Origin of the sequence: Kitasatospora sp. NPDC048298, from assembly GCF_043201465.1 — a bacterium.
Taxonomy (GTDB): domain Bacteria; phylum Actinomycetota; class Actinomycetes; order Streptomycetales; family Streptomycetaceae; genus Kitasatospora.
In genome coordinates this window covers 159,973-177,873 of sequence record NZ_JBICYZ010000002.1, presented here as the reverse complement: position 1 = coordinate 177,873, position 17,901 = coordinate 159,973, and the positions used below count along the sequence as shown (strand labels likewise).

Genomic DNA, 17,901 nt, shown 5'->3' with positions numbered 1-17,901 from the left:
GGGCCGCCGCACCGTCGCGGGGCTCACCGTGCATCCTTCCACCTGCTGCTCGAGAGGGGGAGGGCCGTCTTCACGGCGGGGGGGGCCGTCGCCGTCGCGGGGGGCGCGCCGTCGGTAGAGTCTGGGCGTCATGGCGGGAGGGGAGAGGGCGCGTGCGAGTCGGGGACGTCCTGGACGGCCGGTACGAGCTGGTGGAGAAGCTCGGGCAGGGCGGGTTCGGGGTGGTGTGGCGGGCCCGGGACACCCGGATGGGGCGGCCGGTGGCGGTCAAGGTCATCGGGCACCACGGCGGTGACCGGGCGAAGGCCGCGCTGCGGTTCGTCCGGGAGGCCGGCGCGGCCGGCAACCTCTCGCACCCGCACATCGTCACGGTGCACGACCTCGGGCAGTGCGAGCTCGGCGGCGAGGAGGTCACCTACCTGGTGATGGAGCTGCTCACCGGCCGCACCCTCACCGAGGTGCTGCGGGCGGGGGTGCCCGGGCCGGCGCTCAGCCTGCGCTGGGGGCGGCAGATCAGCGGCGCGCTGGCGGCGGCGCACGACGCGGGCATGGTGCACCGGGACATCAAGCCGGACAACGTGATGATCACCGACGCCGGGCACCTGAAGGTGCTGGACTTCGGCATCGCCCAGCTGGACACCGGCGCGGGCGGGCTGACCACCACCGGGACGATCGTCGGCAGCCCGGCGTACATGGCACCCGAGCGCTGGACCGGCGGCCGGGTGGACGGGCGGGCCGACCTCTACGCGCTGGGCTGCGTCCTGGTCGAACTCTTCACCGGGGCACGGCCGTTCGGCGGGGACTCGACGCCGGTGCTGATGTACCGGCACCTCAACGAGGTGCCGCCGCCGCTGGACCCGGCGCAGTTCGGGCTGCCGCCGCAGGTGGCCGGTCTGGTCGCGGAGCTGCTGGCGAAGGACCCGGCGGCCCGGCCGGCCGACGCCCGTACGGTCGAGCGGCGGCTCGCCGAGCTGGCCGGGTGGCAGGGCGGCCAGGCGGCGGCACCGGTGCCGGTGCCCGTACCGGCGGTGGTGGAGCGCCCGGCGCCGATGGTGCCGCCGCCGCCGAGCGCCCCGCCGGTCGTGCCCGCGCCGGTCGTGCCTCCCGCTGTGCCTCCCGCCGTGCCCGCGCCCGCGCCGGTCGTGCCTCCCGCCGTGCCCGCCCCGATCGTCCCGTCGGTGCCGTCCCCGGTCTCCTCGGTGCTGCCGCCGCTGACCACGCCGCCGGTGACGGCCACGCCGCCGGCCGAGTCGGTACGGGCCGCGCTGAGCGAGCGCCGCTCGGCGGCGTACCGGGCGGCGACCGCCGGCGAGTCGGCGATGCTGCTGCAGGCCGTCGCCCAGGACTGCGTGACCGCGCTCGGCGCGAGTGACCGGGACACCCTGTGCACCTGGCGGGACTTCGCCTGGTACCTCAGCCGCACCGGTGACCTGGACGGCGCGATCCGGCTGCTGACCGCCCTGGTGGCCGACATGCGCGCGGCCCTCGGCCCGATCGACCCGGACACCCTCGGCGCCCGCTACCACCTGGTCTGGTGCGTCGGCGAGAGCGGTGCGCCCGTCACCACGGTCCGGCTGATGAACGAGCTGCTGCCTGACCTGCACGCCGCCTGGGGCCCGTACGACTCGCGGGTCCTGAAGGCCCGGCACGACCTCGCGCTGCACCACGCCAACCGGGGCGACCTCCAGGGCGCGGTGATCCAGCTGCACGGGCTGCTGCCGGTGCTCGCCCGGGTGCTGGGCGAGCACCACCCGAGCACCGTGCAGGCCTGGCAGGACCTGGCCGGCTACCAGCAGCAGCTGGTCCAGGCCGGCCGCAAGGGGCCGGGGCCGCGCCGCCGCACCCCGCGGATGAGCCCGATGGAGGCGCTGGTGCTGGTGCGGCGGCTGCGGGTGTGGGACTTCGCCACCGACGCGCAGGCCCGGGCCTGCATGGACGCCCTGGACCGGGGGATCGGCCTGAAGGGCGTCGCGGACGTGGTGTTCGAGGCCCCGGACCACGTCTCGGACGAGGACCTGGTGGAGGAGATCTTCGGCGCCTGAGTGCTCCTCGGTACCGGGGTGCCGACGCCGCGGCTCTCACGGCGCTCACGCCGCCAGGGCCCGGGCCGTCGGCAGGGCGGCCAGGGCGTGGAGCAGGGCGCGGGCGGCGGCGTCGTTCTGGCGGAAGGCCGGGGCGTCGGTGCGGGGGCGGGCGAAGGCGGCGGCCGCGCGCAGGCTGGTGTGCGGGCCGAGGGCGGTGCGGCGCGGGTGCGGGGCGCCGCCGAGGGCCGGGTCGAGCAGCCGGCTGTCGGCGGGGGCGATGGTGACCAGGCCCGAGCGGTGGGTGTGGTCCGGGTCGGTGACCACCTCCTCGACGACGCGTCCGGTGCGGTGCAGCTCGCCCAGCAGCGGGTCCAGGGTGCGGGCCAGCGCGTGCTTGGGCAGGTACGCCTCGACCAGCGCCGTCGCGGTGACGTGGTGGCCGGGCACGGTGGCGCCGGAGGCCCGCCAGGTGCCGCTCTCCTCGTCCCGTTCGATCCGGACGTCCGCGCCGAGGAAGCGCACCACCCCGGCCTCGGAGAGGGCGAGCAGCTGGCGCAGCCGGAAGCCGGGCGGGCCGGAGGCGAGGAAGCCGAAGTAGCCGAAGAACCACTCGTCCACCTCCTCGGCGATCGAGCGGGCGGTGAGCCGGCCGCTCGCCGTCACCCGGGGGAGCTGGCCGAACAGCGACAGCAGGGCGAGGAAGGCGCCGAGGTCGGCGCTGTGGGCGGGGTCGGCGCGGCGGTCGGCGTCCGCGCCGACGTACCCGCGCAGGTGCTCCTGGAGTTCCTCGTCGCTGCCGAGTTCGAGCCCGGCCAGCGGGTGGTCGAGCCGTTCGAAGTCGATCCGGTCGGCGGGGTCGGGGACGGCCTCGGCGACCAGGGCGGCGCGTTCGGGGGTGTACCAGCCGTGCCGGTCGTAGCGGGTGAGGAACTCCGGCCAGGGCAGGGTGGTGCGCTCGGGGTGGGCGTGGAACAGCTCGTGGTAGTGCCCGAAGGCGATTTCCTTGGCCATCAACGGCCAGAAGTCGCGCCGCAGTTCGAGCTGTCCGCCGGTGGCGAGCACGGTGTCCACGGCGGCCGCGTCGAAGTACCGGGGGAGCGGGGCGGGCGGCCCCTGGAGGCGGTAGCCGGTCTTGGAGTGGTACGGGACGCCGCGCCGGGAGCCGAGGTGCAGCACCGGCTCCCGGCCGGACGGCAGGTAGCGCAGCGCGGGCCCGTCCCCGGTGGGTTCGAAGCGGCCGCCGCGGCCCTCGGTGAGCAGGGCGACCAGGTCCACCGAGGCGAGGCCGAGCCCGCGCAGCACCACCGGCTCGCCGGGGGCGAGGGCGGCCAACTCGGCGGTCACGTCGGCGGAGTAGGCGGGCGGGAGGTGGAAGCGGCCGTGCCGGGCGGCGAACTCGGCGTCGGCCGCGTGGCGCGGGTGGGGGGCGGAGTCGAGGTGGCCGAGGGTGAGCACCACGTGGTCGGCGGTGAGGGTCCGGTCGCCGAGGTGGACGGTCTGCGGGCCGTCGGCCGGGCCCTCGATCCGCCGGACGGTGTCGCGGTGGACGGTGACCGTGATGTGCGCCGGCAGGTCGGCGACGGCGCGGCGGAACACCCAGTCCAGGTAGGCGCTCTGGGCCCGTCGGGTGGGGAAGTCGGTGGGGGCGAGGGTGCGCAGCTCGGCCCGGACGGCCGGGTCGGCGACCTCCCGGTAGGGCGTGAACTCCCGCTGCCGCCGGGCCCATTCGGCGAGCGAGGGGCCGGGGCGGACCGGCCCTTCGAGGGTGGAGCGCTCGTCGGTGAACATGGTGACGTCCTCGGCCATCGAGTTCATCCGCAGCAGCGGGGACTGGTCGTGGCGCCAGATCCGGCCCGCGCCGGGCGGGTGCGGGTCGACCAGGTGGATCGCCAACGGCCGGTCGGCGGGCAGCAGTTCGGCGGCGTTGGCGGCGATCCGCTCCAGCAGTCCGGTGCCGCGCGGGCCGGCGCCGACGATGACGAGCGACGACGTCATGCCCGCACCGCCCTGGTGAGGGCCGCACGGGCCCGTTGCAGCGGGGTGGGTGGCAGGCCGTCGCGGGTCGCGCCCCGGGCGAAGCGCCGCTCCACGTAGTACTGGCCGACGGACAGCAGGGTGGTGACCACCAGGTACCAGAGGGTGGCGACCATCAGCATCGGGATGACCTGGTACGACTGGAGGTAGACCAGCTGCACCGAGTAGAGCAGGTCGGAGACGGCCAGCACGCTGACGATGCTGGTGCCCTTGAGCGCGCCGATCAGCATGTTCCCGGCGCTCGGCACGATCGCCCGCATCGCCTGCGGCACCACGATCCGGCGCAGCACCCGCCACCGGCCGAGTCCGAGCGCGGCCGCCGCCTCCAGCTGGCCGCGGTCCACGGAGAGGATGCCGCCGCGGATCACCTCGGCGGCGTACGCGGTCTCCAGCAGGGTGAGGCCGATGACGGCGGTCAGGGTGGGGCCCATCAGGTTGACGGTCCTGACCGTGACGAACTCGGGGCCGAACGGGAGGCCCAGGCCGAGGGTCGGGTAGAGCGCGCCGATGTTGAAGAAGAACAACAGCTGCACCAGCGGCGGGGTGGAGCGGAACACCCAGACGTAGCCCCAGCTCAGCGTGCGCAGCACCGGGTTGGCGGACAGCCGCATGGTGGCGAGGAGGGTGCCGAGCAGGAAGCCGAGGGCGAGGGTGGCGGCGGTCAGCCAGAGGGTGAGGGCGAGCCCGTTGAGCACGGACCGGGCGGTGAACCAGTCGGCGACCACGTCCCACTGGAAGGCCTTGTTGCGGATCACCGAGTTGACCGCCATCGCGGCCAGCAGCAGGGCGACGCCGGCGGCGGCCCACTGGCCGGGCCTGCGGCGGGCGACGATCCGGGCCTCGGGGGCGGGCGGTGCGGCGGGGCGGTCGAGCGGGGAGGGGGCGGGCAGGACGTCCTGCGGGGTGGCCATGGCGGCGGCTCCTGGGCGGAGTGCGGGCGGGAGAGGTACGGCGGTGGTCACGTACGCGGGCGCGGCCCGTGTCCCTCAACACGGCCGGCGCGTGGCACTGCACTCCGCGCCGATCGTACGCATGCGCGATCGACGGCTGTCAAGGGTGATCGGGGCGCGGGAGGGCCGGTCCGGGGCGTGTCGGAGAAGTGACAGGAGATCGCAACAGTGCGGCAATGATGGACGGTTGACGGACCGATCGGCCGACTGCTCAACTTGAGGCCATGTACGCCTCGCAGCCCCTGGTCAGCCGCGACCACATCGACTTCGGTCGGGTGTGGTCCGCGGCGTGTCGCGGCTGACCTGGCAGCGGGCCGTCCGTCCGGCCTGAACTCCCGGTGGGGTGCCCTCCCTCGGCTCGCCCCGTCGTGGCCCGGATCCGTCGTCGGTGGCCGACGACGCGTCAAATCCTCGCTGTCACCGATGACTTCGCACTGCGCTCCGGCTCTCCCGCACTCCGGCAGTCCCTCCCGTACGCCCTCGCCGCCACCCGTCCGGCGGCCGCCCCGCCGCGGCCGCCTCCGGTCCGTCCACCCGCAGCCCGCTTGCGGCCCGCCCGCAACCTGCCCGCGGCCCGACGGGCTTCCGCCCACCCGAAAGGTTCCGCCATGCCCGTCGAATTCCTCGGCATCGCCGCCACCGGCGACGGTTCGGAGACCGCCGCCCGCACCACCGCCGCCTTCGACCGCGACTACACCCTGCGGCTGGCCCGGGCGCACGAGGACCACGGCTGGGACCGGGTGCTCTTCGCGTACGGGGCCGGCACCCCGGAGCCGGCCGCCGCGGCGGCCTACCTCGCCTCGCACCTGGAGCGCCTGCAGATCCTGCTGGCGCACCGGCCGAACGTCTCCTACCCGACCTTCGCGGCCAAGACCTTCGCGACCCTCGACCAGATCAGCGACGGCCGGCTGACCGTGCACTTCATCACCGGCGGCAACGACCACGAGCAGCAGCGCGAGGGCGACTTCCTGACCAAGGACCAGCGCTACGAGCGCACCCGCGAGTACATCGGCATCGTCAAGAAGGCCTGGACCAGCCGGGAGCCCTTCGACCACGAGGGCCCGCACTACCGCTTCAACGACTTCGTCTCGGACGTCTTCCCCGTCCAGCAGCCGCGCCCGGCCGTCTCCTTCGGCGGCTCCTCGGACGCGGCCTACGCGGCCGGCGGCGCCGAGGCGGACATCTACTGCCTCTGGGGCGAGCCGCTGGCCCGCACCGCCGAGCAGATCGAGCGGGTGAAGGAGGCGGCGCGGGCGGCCGGGCGCACCGACGTGCCGCGGATCCAGGTGGCGTTCCGGCCGATCATCGCGCCGACCGAGGAGCTGGCCTGGGAGAAGGCGCACCGGACGGTGGCCGCGATCAGGGCCCGCCGGGGCTCCGGCCGCCCCGGGGCTCCGGGGACCGCGGCGCCCGAGGCCGGGACGCCCGGGGCCGTGACACCTGAAAACGCCGGCTCCCAGCGGCTGCTGGAGATCGCCGAGGCCGGCGAGCGCTACGACCGCGCGCTGTGGACCCCGACGGCCGCCGCCACCGGCGGGGCGGGCAACTCCAACGCCCTGGTCGGCACCCCGGAGACGGTCGCCCAGGCGCTGCTCGACTACCACGACCTCGGCGTGGACATCCTCTCCGCGCGCGGCTACGACCTGCTGGACGACGCGATCGACTTCGGCCGGTACGTCATCCCGATCGTCCGCGAGGAGGTCGCCAAGCGGGACGCCGCCGCGGCCGAGCGCGCCGAGCGCGACCGCCACCAGCTGATCGCGGCGCAGGCGTGAGCGCGGCCGCCCGCTCCGGGTTCCGCCGGGTCGCCGTCGACGACCCGCTGGTCGAGCCGCTGCTGCGCGAGCTCACCCACGAGTACGTCACCCGGTACGGCCCCGAGGCCCGCGAGGAGATGACCCGCTACCCGGCCGAGGCCTTCGCCGAGCCGCACGGCGTGCTGCTGCTCCTGCTGGAGGACGGCGAACCGGTGGCCGGCGGCGCGTACAAGCGCTACGACGAGCACACCGCCGAGGTGAAGCGGATGTGGACGCACTCCGCGCACCGCCGCCGGGGCCTGGCCCGCCGGGTGCTGGCCGAGCTGGAGCGGACGGCCGCCGCGGCCGGCTACACCCGGGTCCACCTGACCACCGGGCCGCGCCAGCCCGAGGCCAGGAACCTCTACCTGGCGGCCGGTTACGCCCCGCTGTTCGACGTCTCGGCCGATCCCCTGACCATCGGCCCGCTCCCCTTCGAGAAGCGGCTGCCCGCCGGCGCGGCGCAGCCGCCCGTCCTGGCCCCGACCTCCTGAAAGGCCCCCCGTGAGAACCAGCACCGCCCGCCGCCGCCTGCTCGCGACCACCGCCCTGCTGCCGGTCCTGGCCCTGACCCTGACCGCCTGCGGCTCGGACCCGAAGATCGCGGGCGCGGCGGTGGCGGGCGGCCCGTCCGCCGCCACCGAGGACCTCGTCTCCGGCCTCACCAGGTCGGACGCCGCCGCCGCGCTGCTGCCCGAGGAGGTCCGCAAGGCCGGCACGCTGAAGTTCGGCTCGTCCTTCGGCACGCCGCCCAGCGCCTTCTACGTCGACCAGGTCACCAAGAAGCCCGCCGGGATCGACGTGGAGCTCACCGACGCCGTCGCCCGGGTGCTCGGCCTGACCGTGCAGCGCGAGGAGGCCGCCTTCGAGACCATCCTGCCCGCCCTGGACAGCGGGAAGTACGACGTCGGCACCGGCAACTTCGGGGTCACCGCGGCCCGGCTGAAGACCATCGACTTCGTCACCTACATCGACGACGGCCAGGGTTTCGCGGTGCGCAAGGACAACACCGCGATCCAGCCGGTCACCGACCTGGTCCAGCTGTGCGGACTGACCGTCGGCACCGGCGCCGGCACCACCTTCGAGACCACCCTCAACAGCCGGCGCGGCGTCTGCGCCGACGCCGGGAAGAAGCCGTACGAGGTCAAGGCGTTCAGCGAGAGCGGCGCCCTGCTGACCAGCCTCCAGCAGGGCCGGGTGGACGTCGAGATGTCCACCATCAACGGCCTGCGCCACCAGGCCGCCCAGGACGCCTCCGGCACCCGCTTCCTCGGCGAGTTCCACCGCCTCGACGTCGGCTTCGCCCTGAAGAAGGGCTCGAAGCTCGCCCCGGCGCTGCAGGCGGCGGTCAACCAGCTGATCAAGGACGGGACGTACGAGCGGATCCTGCGCAAGTGGGGGGTCACCGAGTCGGCGATCACGGAATCGCGGATCAGCCCGCCCGAGCACGCCTGAGCGCCGTCCCGTCCGAGGAGACCTCCGATGACCGTCAGCACCGAAGCACCGCCCGCCCCGTCGAGGCCGGCGGCCGCCCCCGACCTCGACGAACTGGCCGGCCTGCGGACCGTTCCGGCCCGGCACCCCTGGCGCTGGGCCCTCGGGATCGCCGCGCTGGTCGTGCTCGCCCAGTTCGCCCACGGCCTGGCCACCAACCCCGGCTGGGACTGGGCCACCTTCCGGCTCTACTTCACCGCCGACACCATCCTCCGGGCGATCGGGCGGACCCTCGAACTCACCGCCTACGGCACGGTGCTGGGCTTCCTGCTGGGCACCGTGGTGGCCGCGATGCGGCTGTCCCGCAGCGCGATCCTGCGGTCCGTCGCCTGGGCCTACGTGTGGGTGTTCCGCTCGATCCCGCTGATCGTCCAACTGGTGTTCTGGTTCAACCTCTCCTACCTGTACAAGCGGTTCGGGATCGGCATCCCGTTCGGCCCGACCTTGGGCGACGTGGAGACGGTCGGGGTGCTCGGCGCGCTCGGCGCGGCGGTGCTCGGCCTCGGGCTGCACCAGGCCGCGTTCGCCGCCGAGATCATCCGCGGCGGCATCATCGCGGTGGACGCCGGCCAGCGGGAGGCCGCCGCCGCGCTCGGCATCCCGCGCTGGCGCCAGGGGTGGCGGATCGTGCTGCCGCAGGCCATGCGGGGCATCCTGCCGGCCGCCGCCAACGAGGTGATCTCCCTGCTCAAGGGCACCTCGGTGGTCTACGTGATGGCCATCGGCGAGCTCTTCTACCAGGCGCAGGTCATCTACGGTCGCACCGGCCGGGTGGTGCCGCTGCTGATGGTCGCCACCGTCTGGTACGTGCTGCTGACCACCGTGCTCTCGATCGGCCAGTACTACGTCGAGCGCCACTTCGCCCGCGGCGCCGAACGCACCCCGCCGCCCACCCCGTGGCAGCGCGTCCGGGCCTTCGCCCGGAGCCTGCCCGACCGCACCCGGCCCGCCGCCGCCCGTACCTCCGGAGGACAGTCGTGACCGCCCTGACGAAGCCCGCCCCGGCCCCGGCCGCCCCGATGGTGCAGGTCCGCGGCCTGCACAAGAGCTTCGGCCGGCTGGAGGTGCTGCGCGGGGTCGACCTGGACGTCCCGGCCGGCTCGGTGACCGTGGTGCTCGGCCCGTCCGGCTCCGGCAAGTCCACCCTGCTGCGCGCGATCAACCACCTGGAGAAGCTCGACCGCGGCCACGTCGCCATCGACGGCGAGCTGATCGGCTACCGGCGCTCCGGCGACCGGCTGTACGAGCTCAGGGAGCGCGAGGTGCTGCGCCAGCGCACCGGCATCGGCTTCGTGTTCCAGAACTTCAACCTGTTCCCGCACCTCACCGTGCTGGAGAACCTGGTCGAGGCGCCGGTCGCCGCGCTGCGCCGCCCCAGGGCCGAGGCCAGGGCGACGGCGCTGGCGCTGCTGGAGCGGGTCGGGCTGGCCGACAAGGCCGCCGCCTACCCCCGGCAGCTGTCCGGCGGGCAGCAGCAGCGGGTGGCGATCGCCCGGGCGCTGGCGCTGGAGCCGAAGGTGCTGCTGTTCGACGAGCCGACCTCGGCGCTCGACCCGGAGCTGGTCGGCGAGGTGCTGGACGTCATCAAGGACCTGGCCCGCGGCGGCACCACGATGATCGTGGTCACCCACGAGATCGGCTTCGCCCGCGAGGTCGCCGACACCGTGGTCTTCATGGACGGCGGTGTGGTGGTCGAGCAGGGCCCGCCCGCCGAGGTCCTGGACCGGCCGCGGCACGAGCGCACCCGGGCCTTCCTGGCCAAGGTCCTCTGACCCTCCCTCCCTCTCTCTCACCGATCCCCTTTCACCGAACAGGAGTTCCGCCATGTCCCTACCCCGTCGCGCCCTGGTGGCCGCCGCCGGCGCGCTCGCCGCCGCCCTCGCCCTGACCGGCTGCGGCGGCAGCGCCACCGGCGCGGCGGGTCCCGCCCCGGCCAAGGGCAGCACCGCGCCGAACGGCACGGTGGTGAACCTGTCACCGAACCAGAACCGGGTCACCACCCCCAAGGTCGACGCGATCGCCGCGCTCGTCCCGGAGGAGATCAGGAAGAAGGGGACGCTGGCCGTCGTCGGCTCGGTCGGCAGCACCCCGCCGCTGGGCTTCTACGCCGACGACGACAAGACGATCATCGGCGTCGAGCCGGACCTCGCCTCGCTGATCGGCGACGTGCTGGGCCTCAAGGTCGCGTACGACACGGTCTCCTGGGAGAACATCTTCGTCGGCCTGGACAGCGGCAAGTACGACGTGGGCGTCTCCAACATCACCGTCACCGAGGAGCGCAAGGAGAAGTACGACTTCGCCACCTACCGGCTGGACGTCCTGGGCTTCGAGGCGAAGAAGGGCAGCGGCCTCAAGGTCACCGGCCCCAAGGACCTCGCCGGCAGGTCGGTCGGCGTCGCCACCGGCACCAACCAGGAGAAGCTGCTGATTTCCTGGAGCGAGGAGAACGTCAGGAACGGCCTCAAGCCGATCGACATCAAGTACTTCCAGGGCACCGAGTACTACCTGGCGCTCGCCTCCGGCCGGATCGAGGCCTACAGCGGCCCCAACCCCAGCCTGGCCTTCCACGCCGTGCAGACCGGCGAGACCGAGGTCGTCGGCACCTACTCGGGCGGCGGCGCGGACGTCCTCGGCAAGATCGCGGCGACCACCCGGAAGGACAACGGGCTGGTCAGGGCGCTGAACGGGGCGATCGACGAGGTGATCGCGAACGGCACGTACGGGCAGGTGCTCAAGCGCTGGGGCCTGGACGGCGAGGCGGTGCGGAAGTCCGAGATCAACCCGCCCGGCCTGCCCAAGCCCAAGCCGTAGCGGGATCCGGGCACACCGGCCCGCGGTCGTTCACCCGTTCGTCCCCACCCGCCGCTATGGTGACCCCTCCGACGGCGAACGCCGGGCGGGCGCGGTCGAGTTGGGGGAGGGCATGGAGAAGGGCGAGGTGCTCGGCGGTCGCTTCCGGCTGGAGCAGCAGCTGGGCAGGGGCGGTTTCGGCGTGGTCTGGCGGGCGACCGACACCACCATCGACCGGGAGGTCGCGGTCAAGGTGCTGCTCGCCGAGCACGCCACCGACCGGGAGGCGGTCAGCCGCTTCGTCCGCGAGGCCCGGACGGCCGGCGGCCTCAACAATCCGCACATCGTGACGGTGTACGACTACGGGTGGACCGAGACCGGCTCCGGGAAGATCCCGTACCTGGTCATGGAGCTGGTCCGCGGCCGGGCGCTGTCCGAGGTGCTCAAGGCCGGCCCGCCGGACCACAAGCAGGCGCTGCGCTGGATGCGGCACGTGTGCAAGGCGCTGGACGCCGCGCACCGCTCGGGGATCGTCCACCGGGACATCAAGCCCGAGAACGTGATGATCGCGCGGGAGGGGGAGCGGGCCAAGGTCCTGGACTTCGGCATCGCCCGACTGGTCACCCAGACCGTCCGGCTCACCTCCACCGGCAACGTGGTCGGCACCGTCCCGTACCTGGCCCCCGAGTGCTGGTCCGGCGGCACGGTGGACGGCCGGGCCGACCTCTACGCCCTCGGCATCATGCTGTACGAGGCCTGCACCGGCGCGCGCCCGTTCCGCGCCGCCTCGGCCGCCGAGTACATGTACAAGCACCTGGAGGAGGTCCCGCCCCGGGTGCGCGGCAAGGATCCGGCACTGGCCGGGCTGATCGCCGAGCTGCTCGCCAAGCGGCCCGAACAGCGGCCGGCCGGCGCCGCCGAGGTGCTGGAGCGGCTGCGCGGCATCCAGCCCGGGATGCTGCGCCCGGAGGATCCCAGCCCGGAGCAGCTGCGCCGGCGGGCCGACCGGGCCTGGCGGCACGGCGAGGCCGGCGAGACGGCGGAGGCGGTGGAGATCCTCACCGCGCTCGTCCCCGCCTTCGCCCGGATCTGCGGCCCGGAGGACCCGCGCACCCTGCGCACCTGCCACGACCTGGCCCTCTGGCTGGCCGCGGACGGCAGCCCGGGCGCCGCCGTCGACCTGCTGGACGAGCTGACCCGGGCGCCCGGCGCCACCCCGGAGGCCCGGGCGGACGCGCGGCGCGACCTCGCGCACTGGCAGCGGGAGGTCACGAGGTCCGGACCGGGCCGGCCGCGGGCCGGCGAGGCGGCGAGCCTGGGGGCGCTGCTCGGCGGGTGACCGGGGCCGGTGCCCGCCGGGACGGCGAGGGTCGCCCCGACCCCCGGCACGGGGTCGGGGGCCTCGCTCAGCCGCCCAGCACCGCCCGCAGCCGCTCCGCCCGCTCCGGCCGCGGCCCCTCCAGCGCCAGCACCCCCGCCAGCACCTCGGCCGTCTGCGGGTCGTGCAGCGCCGTCGCCGCCGCCATCGCGGTGAACTGGTCCACCAGCCAGTCGCGCAGCTCCGCCACCGGCAGTGCGCGGCCCTCGTCCAGCCAGCTCAGCGACGCCCCCTCGACCACCGCGATCCAGGAGCGCACCAGCAGCGTCAGCCGCGGACCGGCCTCCCGCACGCCCAGGTGGCGCAGCGTCCGGCGCAGCGCCGCCCGCCGGACGTCGTCCACGATCGCCGAGGTGCGGGCCGTCTCCACCACCGAACCGCCGCGCAGCAGTGCCGAGTAGCCCGCGTCGTGCTCGGCGACGAAGGCGAAGTAGCCGTCCAGCACCGTCGACAGCTGTTCGGACGGCGTCCCGCTCACCCGTACCGCGAAGCGGCTGGTCAGCTCGTCCGCCGCGGTGCGCAGCGCGGCCTCGTACAACTGCTGCTTGCCGCCCGCGAAGTAGCGGTACACCAGCGGGCGGGAGGCCCCGGCGGCCTCGGCGACGTCGTCCAGGCCGACCTCCTCGGGCGGCCGGGAGGCGAACAGCTCCAGGGCGACCGCGATCAGCTGCTCGCGCCGCTGCTGGACCGGCAACCGCCGGTAGCCGGTGCGGCGCGGACGCGGCTCGGACGCGGCCGGAACGGGCGCCTGACCTGCCGAAGTGGGGCTGGCTTCCATGGCGGCCAAGCGTAATCGGCGTCGGGCCGATCCGATCCTGTCGGGCCGAACGGATTTTCGCGGACGAACCCCGCTCGCAAAGGGGTTGCAAAGCAGCGGCGCCACGCAATGATGGCGGAATGCCTGAAGAACTGATCACCGCCGCCGGCGCCACCCCCCGCCGCATCGCCGACGACCACGTCCGCGAACTGGCCGACCTCGACCCGCTGACCGCGGTCTACCTCGGCCTCAACCTCGACGACGACCGGCTGCCCGACCTCTCCCCGGCCGGCCCCGAGGCCGTTGCCGACCTCGCCCGCCGCACCCTGGCGAAGCTCGACGAGGCCGAGCGGGCCGGTGCCGCCGACGACGAGGCGGAGCGCCGCTGCGCCCGGCTGCTGCGCGAGCGGCTGTCCGCCGAACTCGCCGTCCACGACGCGGGGGAGAGCTTCCGCTCGCTGCGCAATCTCGGCTCCCCGGTGCACGACCTGCGGGAGTCCTTCACGCTGATGGGCACCGACACCGAGGCCGAGTGGCAGGTGATCGGCCGCCGCATGGCGAGGATCCCGGTGGCGTTCGAGCAGTACCGGCGGACGCTGGCCGAGGGCGTCGAGCGCGGGCTGCTGTCCGGCCCGCGCCAGGTGGCCACGGTGCTCGGGCAGTTCGCCGAGTGGCTGGGGGAGGACACGCCCGCCGAGGAGCGGATTCCCGGTGCGTGGTTCGGTCAGTTCGTCCAGGGCGCGCCGGAGTCGCTGCGGCCCGAGCTGTCGAAGCACGCGGTGGCCGCCGCCGACGCGCTGGCCGAGCTGCGCGACTGGCTGCGCGACGTGTACGGCCCGGCCGTGGCCGGCGCCCCGGACACCGCGGGCCGGGAGCGTTACGCCCGCTGGGTGCGCTACTGGACCGGTGCCGACCTGGACCTGGACGAGGCCTACGCCTGGGCGTGGAGCGAGTTCCACGACCTGCTGGCGCAGATGGAGGTCGAGGCCGAGAAGGTCCTGCCGGGCGCGGGCCCGCTGGCGGCGATGCAGTGGCTGGAGTCCGACGGCCCGGCCATCGAGGGCGCCGAGGCCGCCCGGGAGTACCTCCAGGGCCTGATGGACCAGGCCATCGGGGACCTCCAGGGCACCCACTTCGACCTGGCCGAGCCGGTCACCCGGGTCGAGTCGAGGATCGCGCCGGCCGGCAGCGCCGCCGCGCCGTACTACACCGCGCCCTCGCTGGACTTCAGCCGCCCGGGGCGGACCTGGCTGCCGCTGGTCGGCCGGGACCGCTTCCCGGTCTGGGACCTGGTCTCCACCTGGTACCACGAGGGCGTGCCGGGCCACCACCTCCAGCTCGCGCAGTGGAACTACGTCGCCGACCGGCTCTCCACCTACCAGGTGAGCCTCGGCGGGGTCAGCGCCAACCTGGAGGGCTGGGCGCTGTACGCCGAGCGCCTGATGGACGAGCTCGGCTACCTCACCGACCCGGGCCACCGCCTGGGCTACCTCAACGCGCAGATGATGCGCGCGCTGCGGGTCATCGTCGACATCGGCATGCACGTGGGCATGGACTTCCCGGCGGACTCCCCGTACCGGCCGGGCGAGCCGGTCGGCCCCGAGCACGCCCGGGAGTTCTTCGGCCTGTACTGCGGCCTGTCCGCCGAGTTCCTGGACAGCGAGCTGGTCCGCTACCTGGGCCTGCCCGGCCAGGCGATCGGCTACAAGCTCGGTGAGCGCGCCTGGCTGCGGGGGCGGGCGGCGGCGAAGGCGGCGCACGAGGCGCGGGGCGAGGAGTTCGACCTCAAGGCCTGGCACATGGCGGCGCTCTCGCAGGGTTCGCTGGGGCTGGACGACCTGGTCGAGGAGCTGTCGGCGCTGTGACGGCCGCGCCCCGGTGACGATGCGCTGAGCGGGCCGGGGCGCACGCGGTAGCCGCGATCGGGGGAACCAGGCCCCCGGGACTCGGTCCGGAGTCCCGGGGGCCTGGTTCTTTTGTCCCAAAGGTCCGGTTTGGTGAGGTTTTTCCTTGCGCTCCGTCCCGACCGGAGTTTGGCTGGAAGGCGAATGTGTGACCCCTCCGCCCCCACACCGGAAGGCTCGGCCTGTGACTGCGCAAACCGTCACCGGTCATGAGGACGCGGACCGTCGCCGCTGGTGGGCGCTGGCCGTCATCGCCACCGCCCAGCTCATGATCGTGCTCGACGTCACCATCGTGAACATCGCACTGCCGTCCGCCCAGCGGGAGCTGGGCATCTCGGACGCCGACCGGCAGTGGGTGATCACCGCCTACACGCTCGCCTTCGGCGGTCTGCTGCTGCTCGGCGGCCGGCTGGGCGACCTCTTCGGCCGCAAGCGCGTCTTCACCGTCGGCCTGCTGGGCTTCGCCCTCGCCTCCGCCCTCGGCGGCGCGGCGGTCGGCCCCGCCATGCTCTTCGGCGCCCGTGCCCTCCAGGGCGCGTTCGCCGCCCTGCTCGCGCCCTCCACGCTGGGGCTGCTCTCCACCACCTTCTCCGATCCGCGCGAACGCAGTACGGCCTTCGGCGTCTTCGGCGCGATCGCCGGCGGCGGCTCCGCGATCGGCTTCATCGCGGGCGGTCTGCTGACCGAGTACCTGGACTGGCGCTGGTGCCTGTTCGTGAACGTGCCGATCGCCGTCGTCGTCGCCTTCGCGGCGTTCGACCTGCTGAAGCGCGACCACGTGGAGAAGGGCCGCCGGATGCCGCTGGACCTGCCCGGGGCGCTGCTCGGCTGCGGCGGCCTGCTGGCGATCGTCTACGGCACCTCCGAGGCCGTGACCAGGGGCTGGCGCGACGGTCTGGTGATCGGTGCGCTGGCCCTGGGTGTGCTGCTGCTCGCGGCGTTCGTCCTGGTCGAGCGGCGCACCGCGCACCCGCTGCTGCCGGTGCACATCGTCGCCGACCGCAACCGCGGCGGCGGCGCGCTCTCGGTGGGCCTGGCGATGGTCGGCATGTTCGGCACGTTCCTGTTCCTGACCTACTACCTCCAGGCCATCAAGCACTTCTCGCCGATCGTGTCCGGTCTGTCCTTCCTGCCCATGACGGTCGCCATCGTGCTGAGTTCGACGGGCTTCGCGGCCCGGATGATGACCAGGGTGCCGACCCGGGTCCTGGTCGGCCCCGGGCTGCTGCTGGCCGCGAGTGGCATGGCCTGGCTGACCCGGATGCGGGTGGACAGTCCGTGGGCCGGTCTGGTGCTGCCGGCCGAGCTGCTGATCGGCGTCGGCATGGGCCTGGTGTTCACGCCGGCGATGAGCCTGGCCACCCTCGGGGTCGCCCCGAACGAGGCCGGCGCGGCCGCGGCCACCCTCAACTCGGCTCAGCAGGTGGGCGGTTCGGTCGGCACCGCGCTGCTGAACACGGTCGCCGCGAGCGCCACCGCGAGCTTCCTGGCCACCCGGATCGCCTCCGACCCGGCGGTGCGGGCCCAGGGCGCCGTGCACGGCTACGTGGTCGCGACCTGGGTGGCGATGGGCGTCCTGCTGGCGGCCGCGCTGGTCGCGGTGCTGATGATCGACCACCGGCCGACGCCCGGCGAGGCCACCGTCGTCCCGGTCGGTGCGCAGGCGGAGGCGGCGGAGGCGGCGTCCACGGCGCACGTGGTGGACGGACCACCGATCGACTGAAATTTGCAGCAAGGTCTTGCAGTCAACCTCCGGCGCCTGCTTGACTCCTGGCACCGTTCAGGGACCAAGGAGGCGCCATGCTGCCCGAGTTCGACCTGCTCGTCGTCGGCGGCGCCGGGGTGGACACCATCGTCCGGGTCGAGCGGCTGGAGATCCCGCCCGGCGACTCGCAACTCGTCGAACCGGTGCGGGACTACGTCGGCCACACCGGCAACGGGGTCGCCCTCGGCGCCCACCACCTCGGACTGCGCACCGCGTTCGTCGACTTCCTCGGCGACGACGCCCAGGGCGACCTGATCCGCGCCCACTACGCACGTCACGGCCTGCACTTCGCCCACCTGGTGAGCCCGCACGGCACCCCGCGCGGGGTCAACCTGGTGGACGCGGACGGCCGCCGGTTCTCCTTCTTCGACGGCCGCCACCCCGCCGACCTGCGGCTGCCGCGCGACCTCTACCTGCCGTACGCCGAGCGCAGCCGGCACGTCCACCTGTCCATCACCGGCGTCAACCGGGACATGTACGGCGACCTGCGCCGCCTCGGCCGCACCACCTCCACCGACCTGCACGACTGGGACGGCGTCGACCCGTACCGCCGCGACTACGCGCTCGGCTCCGACCTGGTCTTCCTCTCGGTGGCCGGCTGCCGCGGCCGGCACGAGGAGGTGATGCGGGCGATCCTCGCCGAAGGGCGCGCACAGGTGGTCGTCGCCACCGCCGGCGCCGAGGGCTGCCACCTGCTCACCCGGGACGACCCCGCGCCGCGCCACCTGCCCGCCGTCGACCCGGGCCGCCCGGTGGTGGACAGCAACGGCGCCGGCGACGCCTTCGTGTCGGGATTCCTGTACGCGTGGTTCCGGAGTCGCTCGCCGCTGGACTGCGCCCGGGCCGGTACGGTGGCCGGGGCCTTCGCCTGCACCGCCGCCGGGACGCACACCGCCTTCGTCGGAGCCGACGAACTGGACGCGGTGCTCGCCGGATCCTGACACCGGGGGGCGCGGGCGGTCGACGGGTTTCTCATCGAGCTCCCAGGAGCCCGTCACATCGCTACCAG

14 protein-coding genes are annotated in these 17,901 nt (G+C 74.2%); 11 read left to right on the top strand and 3 right to left on the bottom strand.

What is annotated here, in order from left to right; genetic code table 11:
- The first annotated feature begins 152 nt into the window (after window positions 1–152).
- The gene (locus ACGF0D_RS01980) at window positions 153–2,042 is read left to right on the top strand and encodes a protein kinase (protein WP_392913623.1); all 1,890 of its coding nucleotides are present in this window, start codon (window positions 153–155) and stop codon (window positions 2,040–2,042) included.
- 45 nt (window positions 2,043–2,087) lie between these two features.
- Here ACGF0D_RS01980 and ACGF0D_RS01975 read toward each other — a convergent pair whose 3' ends face one another.
- A complete protein-coding gene (locus ACGF0D_RS01975) occupies window positions 2,088–4,019 on the bottom strand; it encodes an FAD/NAD(P)-binding protein (protein ID WP_392913622.1) in 1,932 nt (643 codons plus the stop codon).
- Entirely contained in the window at window positions 4,016–4,969 is a 954-nt protein-coding gene (locus ACGF0D_RS01970) for an amino acid ABC transporter permease (protein ID WP_392913621.1), read from the bottom strand. Before ACGF0D_RS01970 ends, ACGF0D_RS01975 begins: the two co-directional genes overlap by 4 nt.
- Before the next feature lie 647 nt (window positions 4,970–5,616).
- Between ACGF0D_RS01970 and ACGF0D_RS01965 the strand changes: the two genes are divergently transcribed.
- The 7 genes from ACGF0D_RS01965 (at window position 5,617) to ACGF0D_RS01935 (ending at window position 12,427) form a co-directional block, all read left to right on the top strand.
- Window positions 5,617–6,783, top strand: a complete 1,167-nt coding sequence (locus ACGF0D_RS01965; RefSeq protein ID WP_392913620.1) for an LLM class flavin-dependent oxidoreductase — start codon at window positions 5,617–5,619, stop codon at window positions 6,781–6,783.
- Window positions 6,780–7,298: a GNAT family N-acetyltransferase gene (locus ACGF0D_RS01960; RefSeq protein WP_392913619.1), complete on the top strand. Its 519-nt coding sequence runs from the start codon at window positions 6,780–6,782 to the stop codon at window positions 7,296–7,298. Before ACGF0D_RS01965 ends, ACGF0D_RS01960 begins: the two co-directional genes overlap by 4 nt.
- Before the next feature lie 10 nt (window positions 7,299–7,308).
- Window positions 7,309–8,259 (top strand): ABC transporter substrate-binding protein, encoded by a 951-nt coding sequence (locus tag ACGF0D_RS01955; RefSeq protein WP_392913618.1) that lies wholly within the window; start codon window positions 7,309–7,311, stop codon window positions 8,257–8,259.
- A 27-nt stretch (window positions 8,260–8,286) separates the two neighbouring features.
- Window positions 8,287–9,279, top strand: a complete 993-nt coding sequence (locus ACGF0D_RS01950) for an amino acid ABC transporter permease (protein ID WP_392913617.1) — start codon at window positions 8,287–8,289, stop codon at window positions 9,277–9,279.
- 38 nt (window positions 9,280–9,317) lie between these two features.
- On the top strand, window positions 9,318–10,070 hold the full coding sequence (locus ACGF0D_RS01945; protein ID WP_392913716.1) for an amino acid ABC transporter ATP-binding protein: 753 nt from the start codon (window positions 9,318–9,320) through the stop codon (window positions 10,068–10,070).
- A 52-nt stretch (window positions 10,071–10,122) separates the two neighbouring features.
- A complete protein-coding gene (locus ACGF0D_RS01940) occupies window positions 10,123–11,109 on the top strand; it encodes an ABC transporter substrate-binding protein (protein WP_392913616.1) in 987 nt (328 codons plus the stop codon).
- Between the two features lie 112 nt (window positions 11,110–11,221).
- A complete protein-coding gene (locus ACGF0D_RS01935) occupies window positions 11,222–12,427 on the top strand; it encodes a serine/threonine-protein kinase (RefSeq protein WP_392913615.1) in 1,206 nt (401 codons plus the stop codon).
- Between the two features lie 67 nt (window positions 12,428–12,494).
- Here ACGF0D_RS01935 and ACGF0D_RS01930 read toward each other — a convergent pair whose 3' ends face one another.
- Complete coding sequence (locus ACGF0D_RS01930; protein ID WP_392873157.1) at window positions 12,495–13,244, bottom strand: TetR/AcrR family transcriptional regulator; 750 nt, start codon at window positions 13,242–13,244, stop codon at window positions 12,495–12,497.
- 119 nt (window positions 13,245–13,363) lie between these two features.
- Between ACGF0D_RS01930 and ACGF0D_RS01925 the strand changes: the two genes are divergently transcribed.
- The 3 genes from ACGF0D_RS01925 to ACGF0D_RS01915 all read left to right on the top strand — a co-directional run bounded on the left by ACGF0D_RS01925 (window position 13,364) and on the right by ACGF0D_RS01915 (window position 17,833).
- Entirely contained in the window at window positions 13,364–15,088 is a 1,725-nt protein-coding gene (locus tag ACGF0D_RS01925; protein ID WP_392913614.1) for a DUF885 domain-containing protein, read from the top strand.
- Window positions 15,089–15,311: 223 nt separating this feature from the next.
- Window positions 15,312–16,850: an MFS transporter gene (locus ACGF0D_RS01920; protein ID WP_392873151.1), complete on the top strand. Its 1,539-nt coding sequence runs from the start codon at window positions 15,312–15,314 to the stop codon at window positions 16,848–16,850.
- A gap of 77 nt (window positions 16,851–16,927) precedes the next feature.
- Window positions 16,928–17,833, top strand: a complete 906-nt coding sequence (locus ACGF0D_RS01915) for a carbohydrate kinase family protein (RefSeq protein WP_392873148.1) — start codon at window positions 16,928–16,930, stop codon at window positions 17,831–17,833.
- Window positions 17,834–17,901 lie beyond the last annotated feature (68 nt).

Bases quoted from the DNA above. Each gene is read 5' to 3' on its own strand.
- ACGF0D_RS01930 (WP_392873157.1), bottom strand. From the start codon at position 13,244: ATGGAAGCCAGCCCCACTTCGGCAGGTCAGGCGCCCGTTCCGGCCGCG.
- ACGF0D_RS01965 (WP_392913620.1), top strand. From the start codon at position 5,617: ATGCCCGTCGAATTCCTCGGCATCGCCGCCACCGGCGACGGTTCGGAG.
- ACGF0D_RS01940 (WP_392913616.1), top strand. From the start codon at position 10,123: ATGTCCCTACCCCGTCGCGCCCTGGTGGCCGCCGCCGGCGCGCTCGCC.
- ACGF0D_RS01915 (WP_392873148.1), top strand. From the start codon at position 16,928: ATGCTGCCCGAGTTCGACCTGCTCGTCGTCGGCGGCGCCGGGGTGGAC.
- ACGF0D_RS01970 (WP_392913621.1), bottom strand. From the start codon at position 4,969: ATGGCCACCCCGCAGGACGTCCTGCCCGCCCCCTCCCCGCTCGACCGC.
- ACGF0D_RS01935 (WP_392913615.1), top strand. From the start codon at position 11,222: ATGGAGAAGGGCGAGGTGCTCGGCGGTCGCTTCCGGCTGGAGCAGCAG.
- ACGF0D_RS01950 (WP_392913617.1), top strand. From the start codon at position 8,287: ATGACCGTCAGCACCGAAGCACCGCCCGCCCCGTCGAGGCCGGCGGCC.
- ACGF0D_RS01945 (WP_392913716.1), top strand. From the start codon at position 9,318: ATGGTGCAGGTCCGCGGCCTGCACAAGAGCTTCGGCCGGCTGGAGGTG.
- ACGF0D_RS01975 (WP_392913622.1), bottom strand. From the start codon at position 4,019: ATGACGTCGTCGCTCGTCATCGTCGGCGCCGGCCCGCGCGGCACCGGA.
- ACGF0D_RS01925 (WP_392913614.1), top strand. From the start codon at position 13,364: ATGCCTGAAGAACTGATCACCGCCGCCGGCGCCACCCCCCGCCGCATC.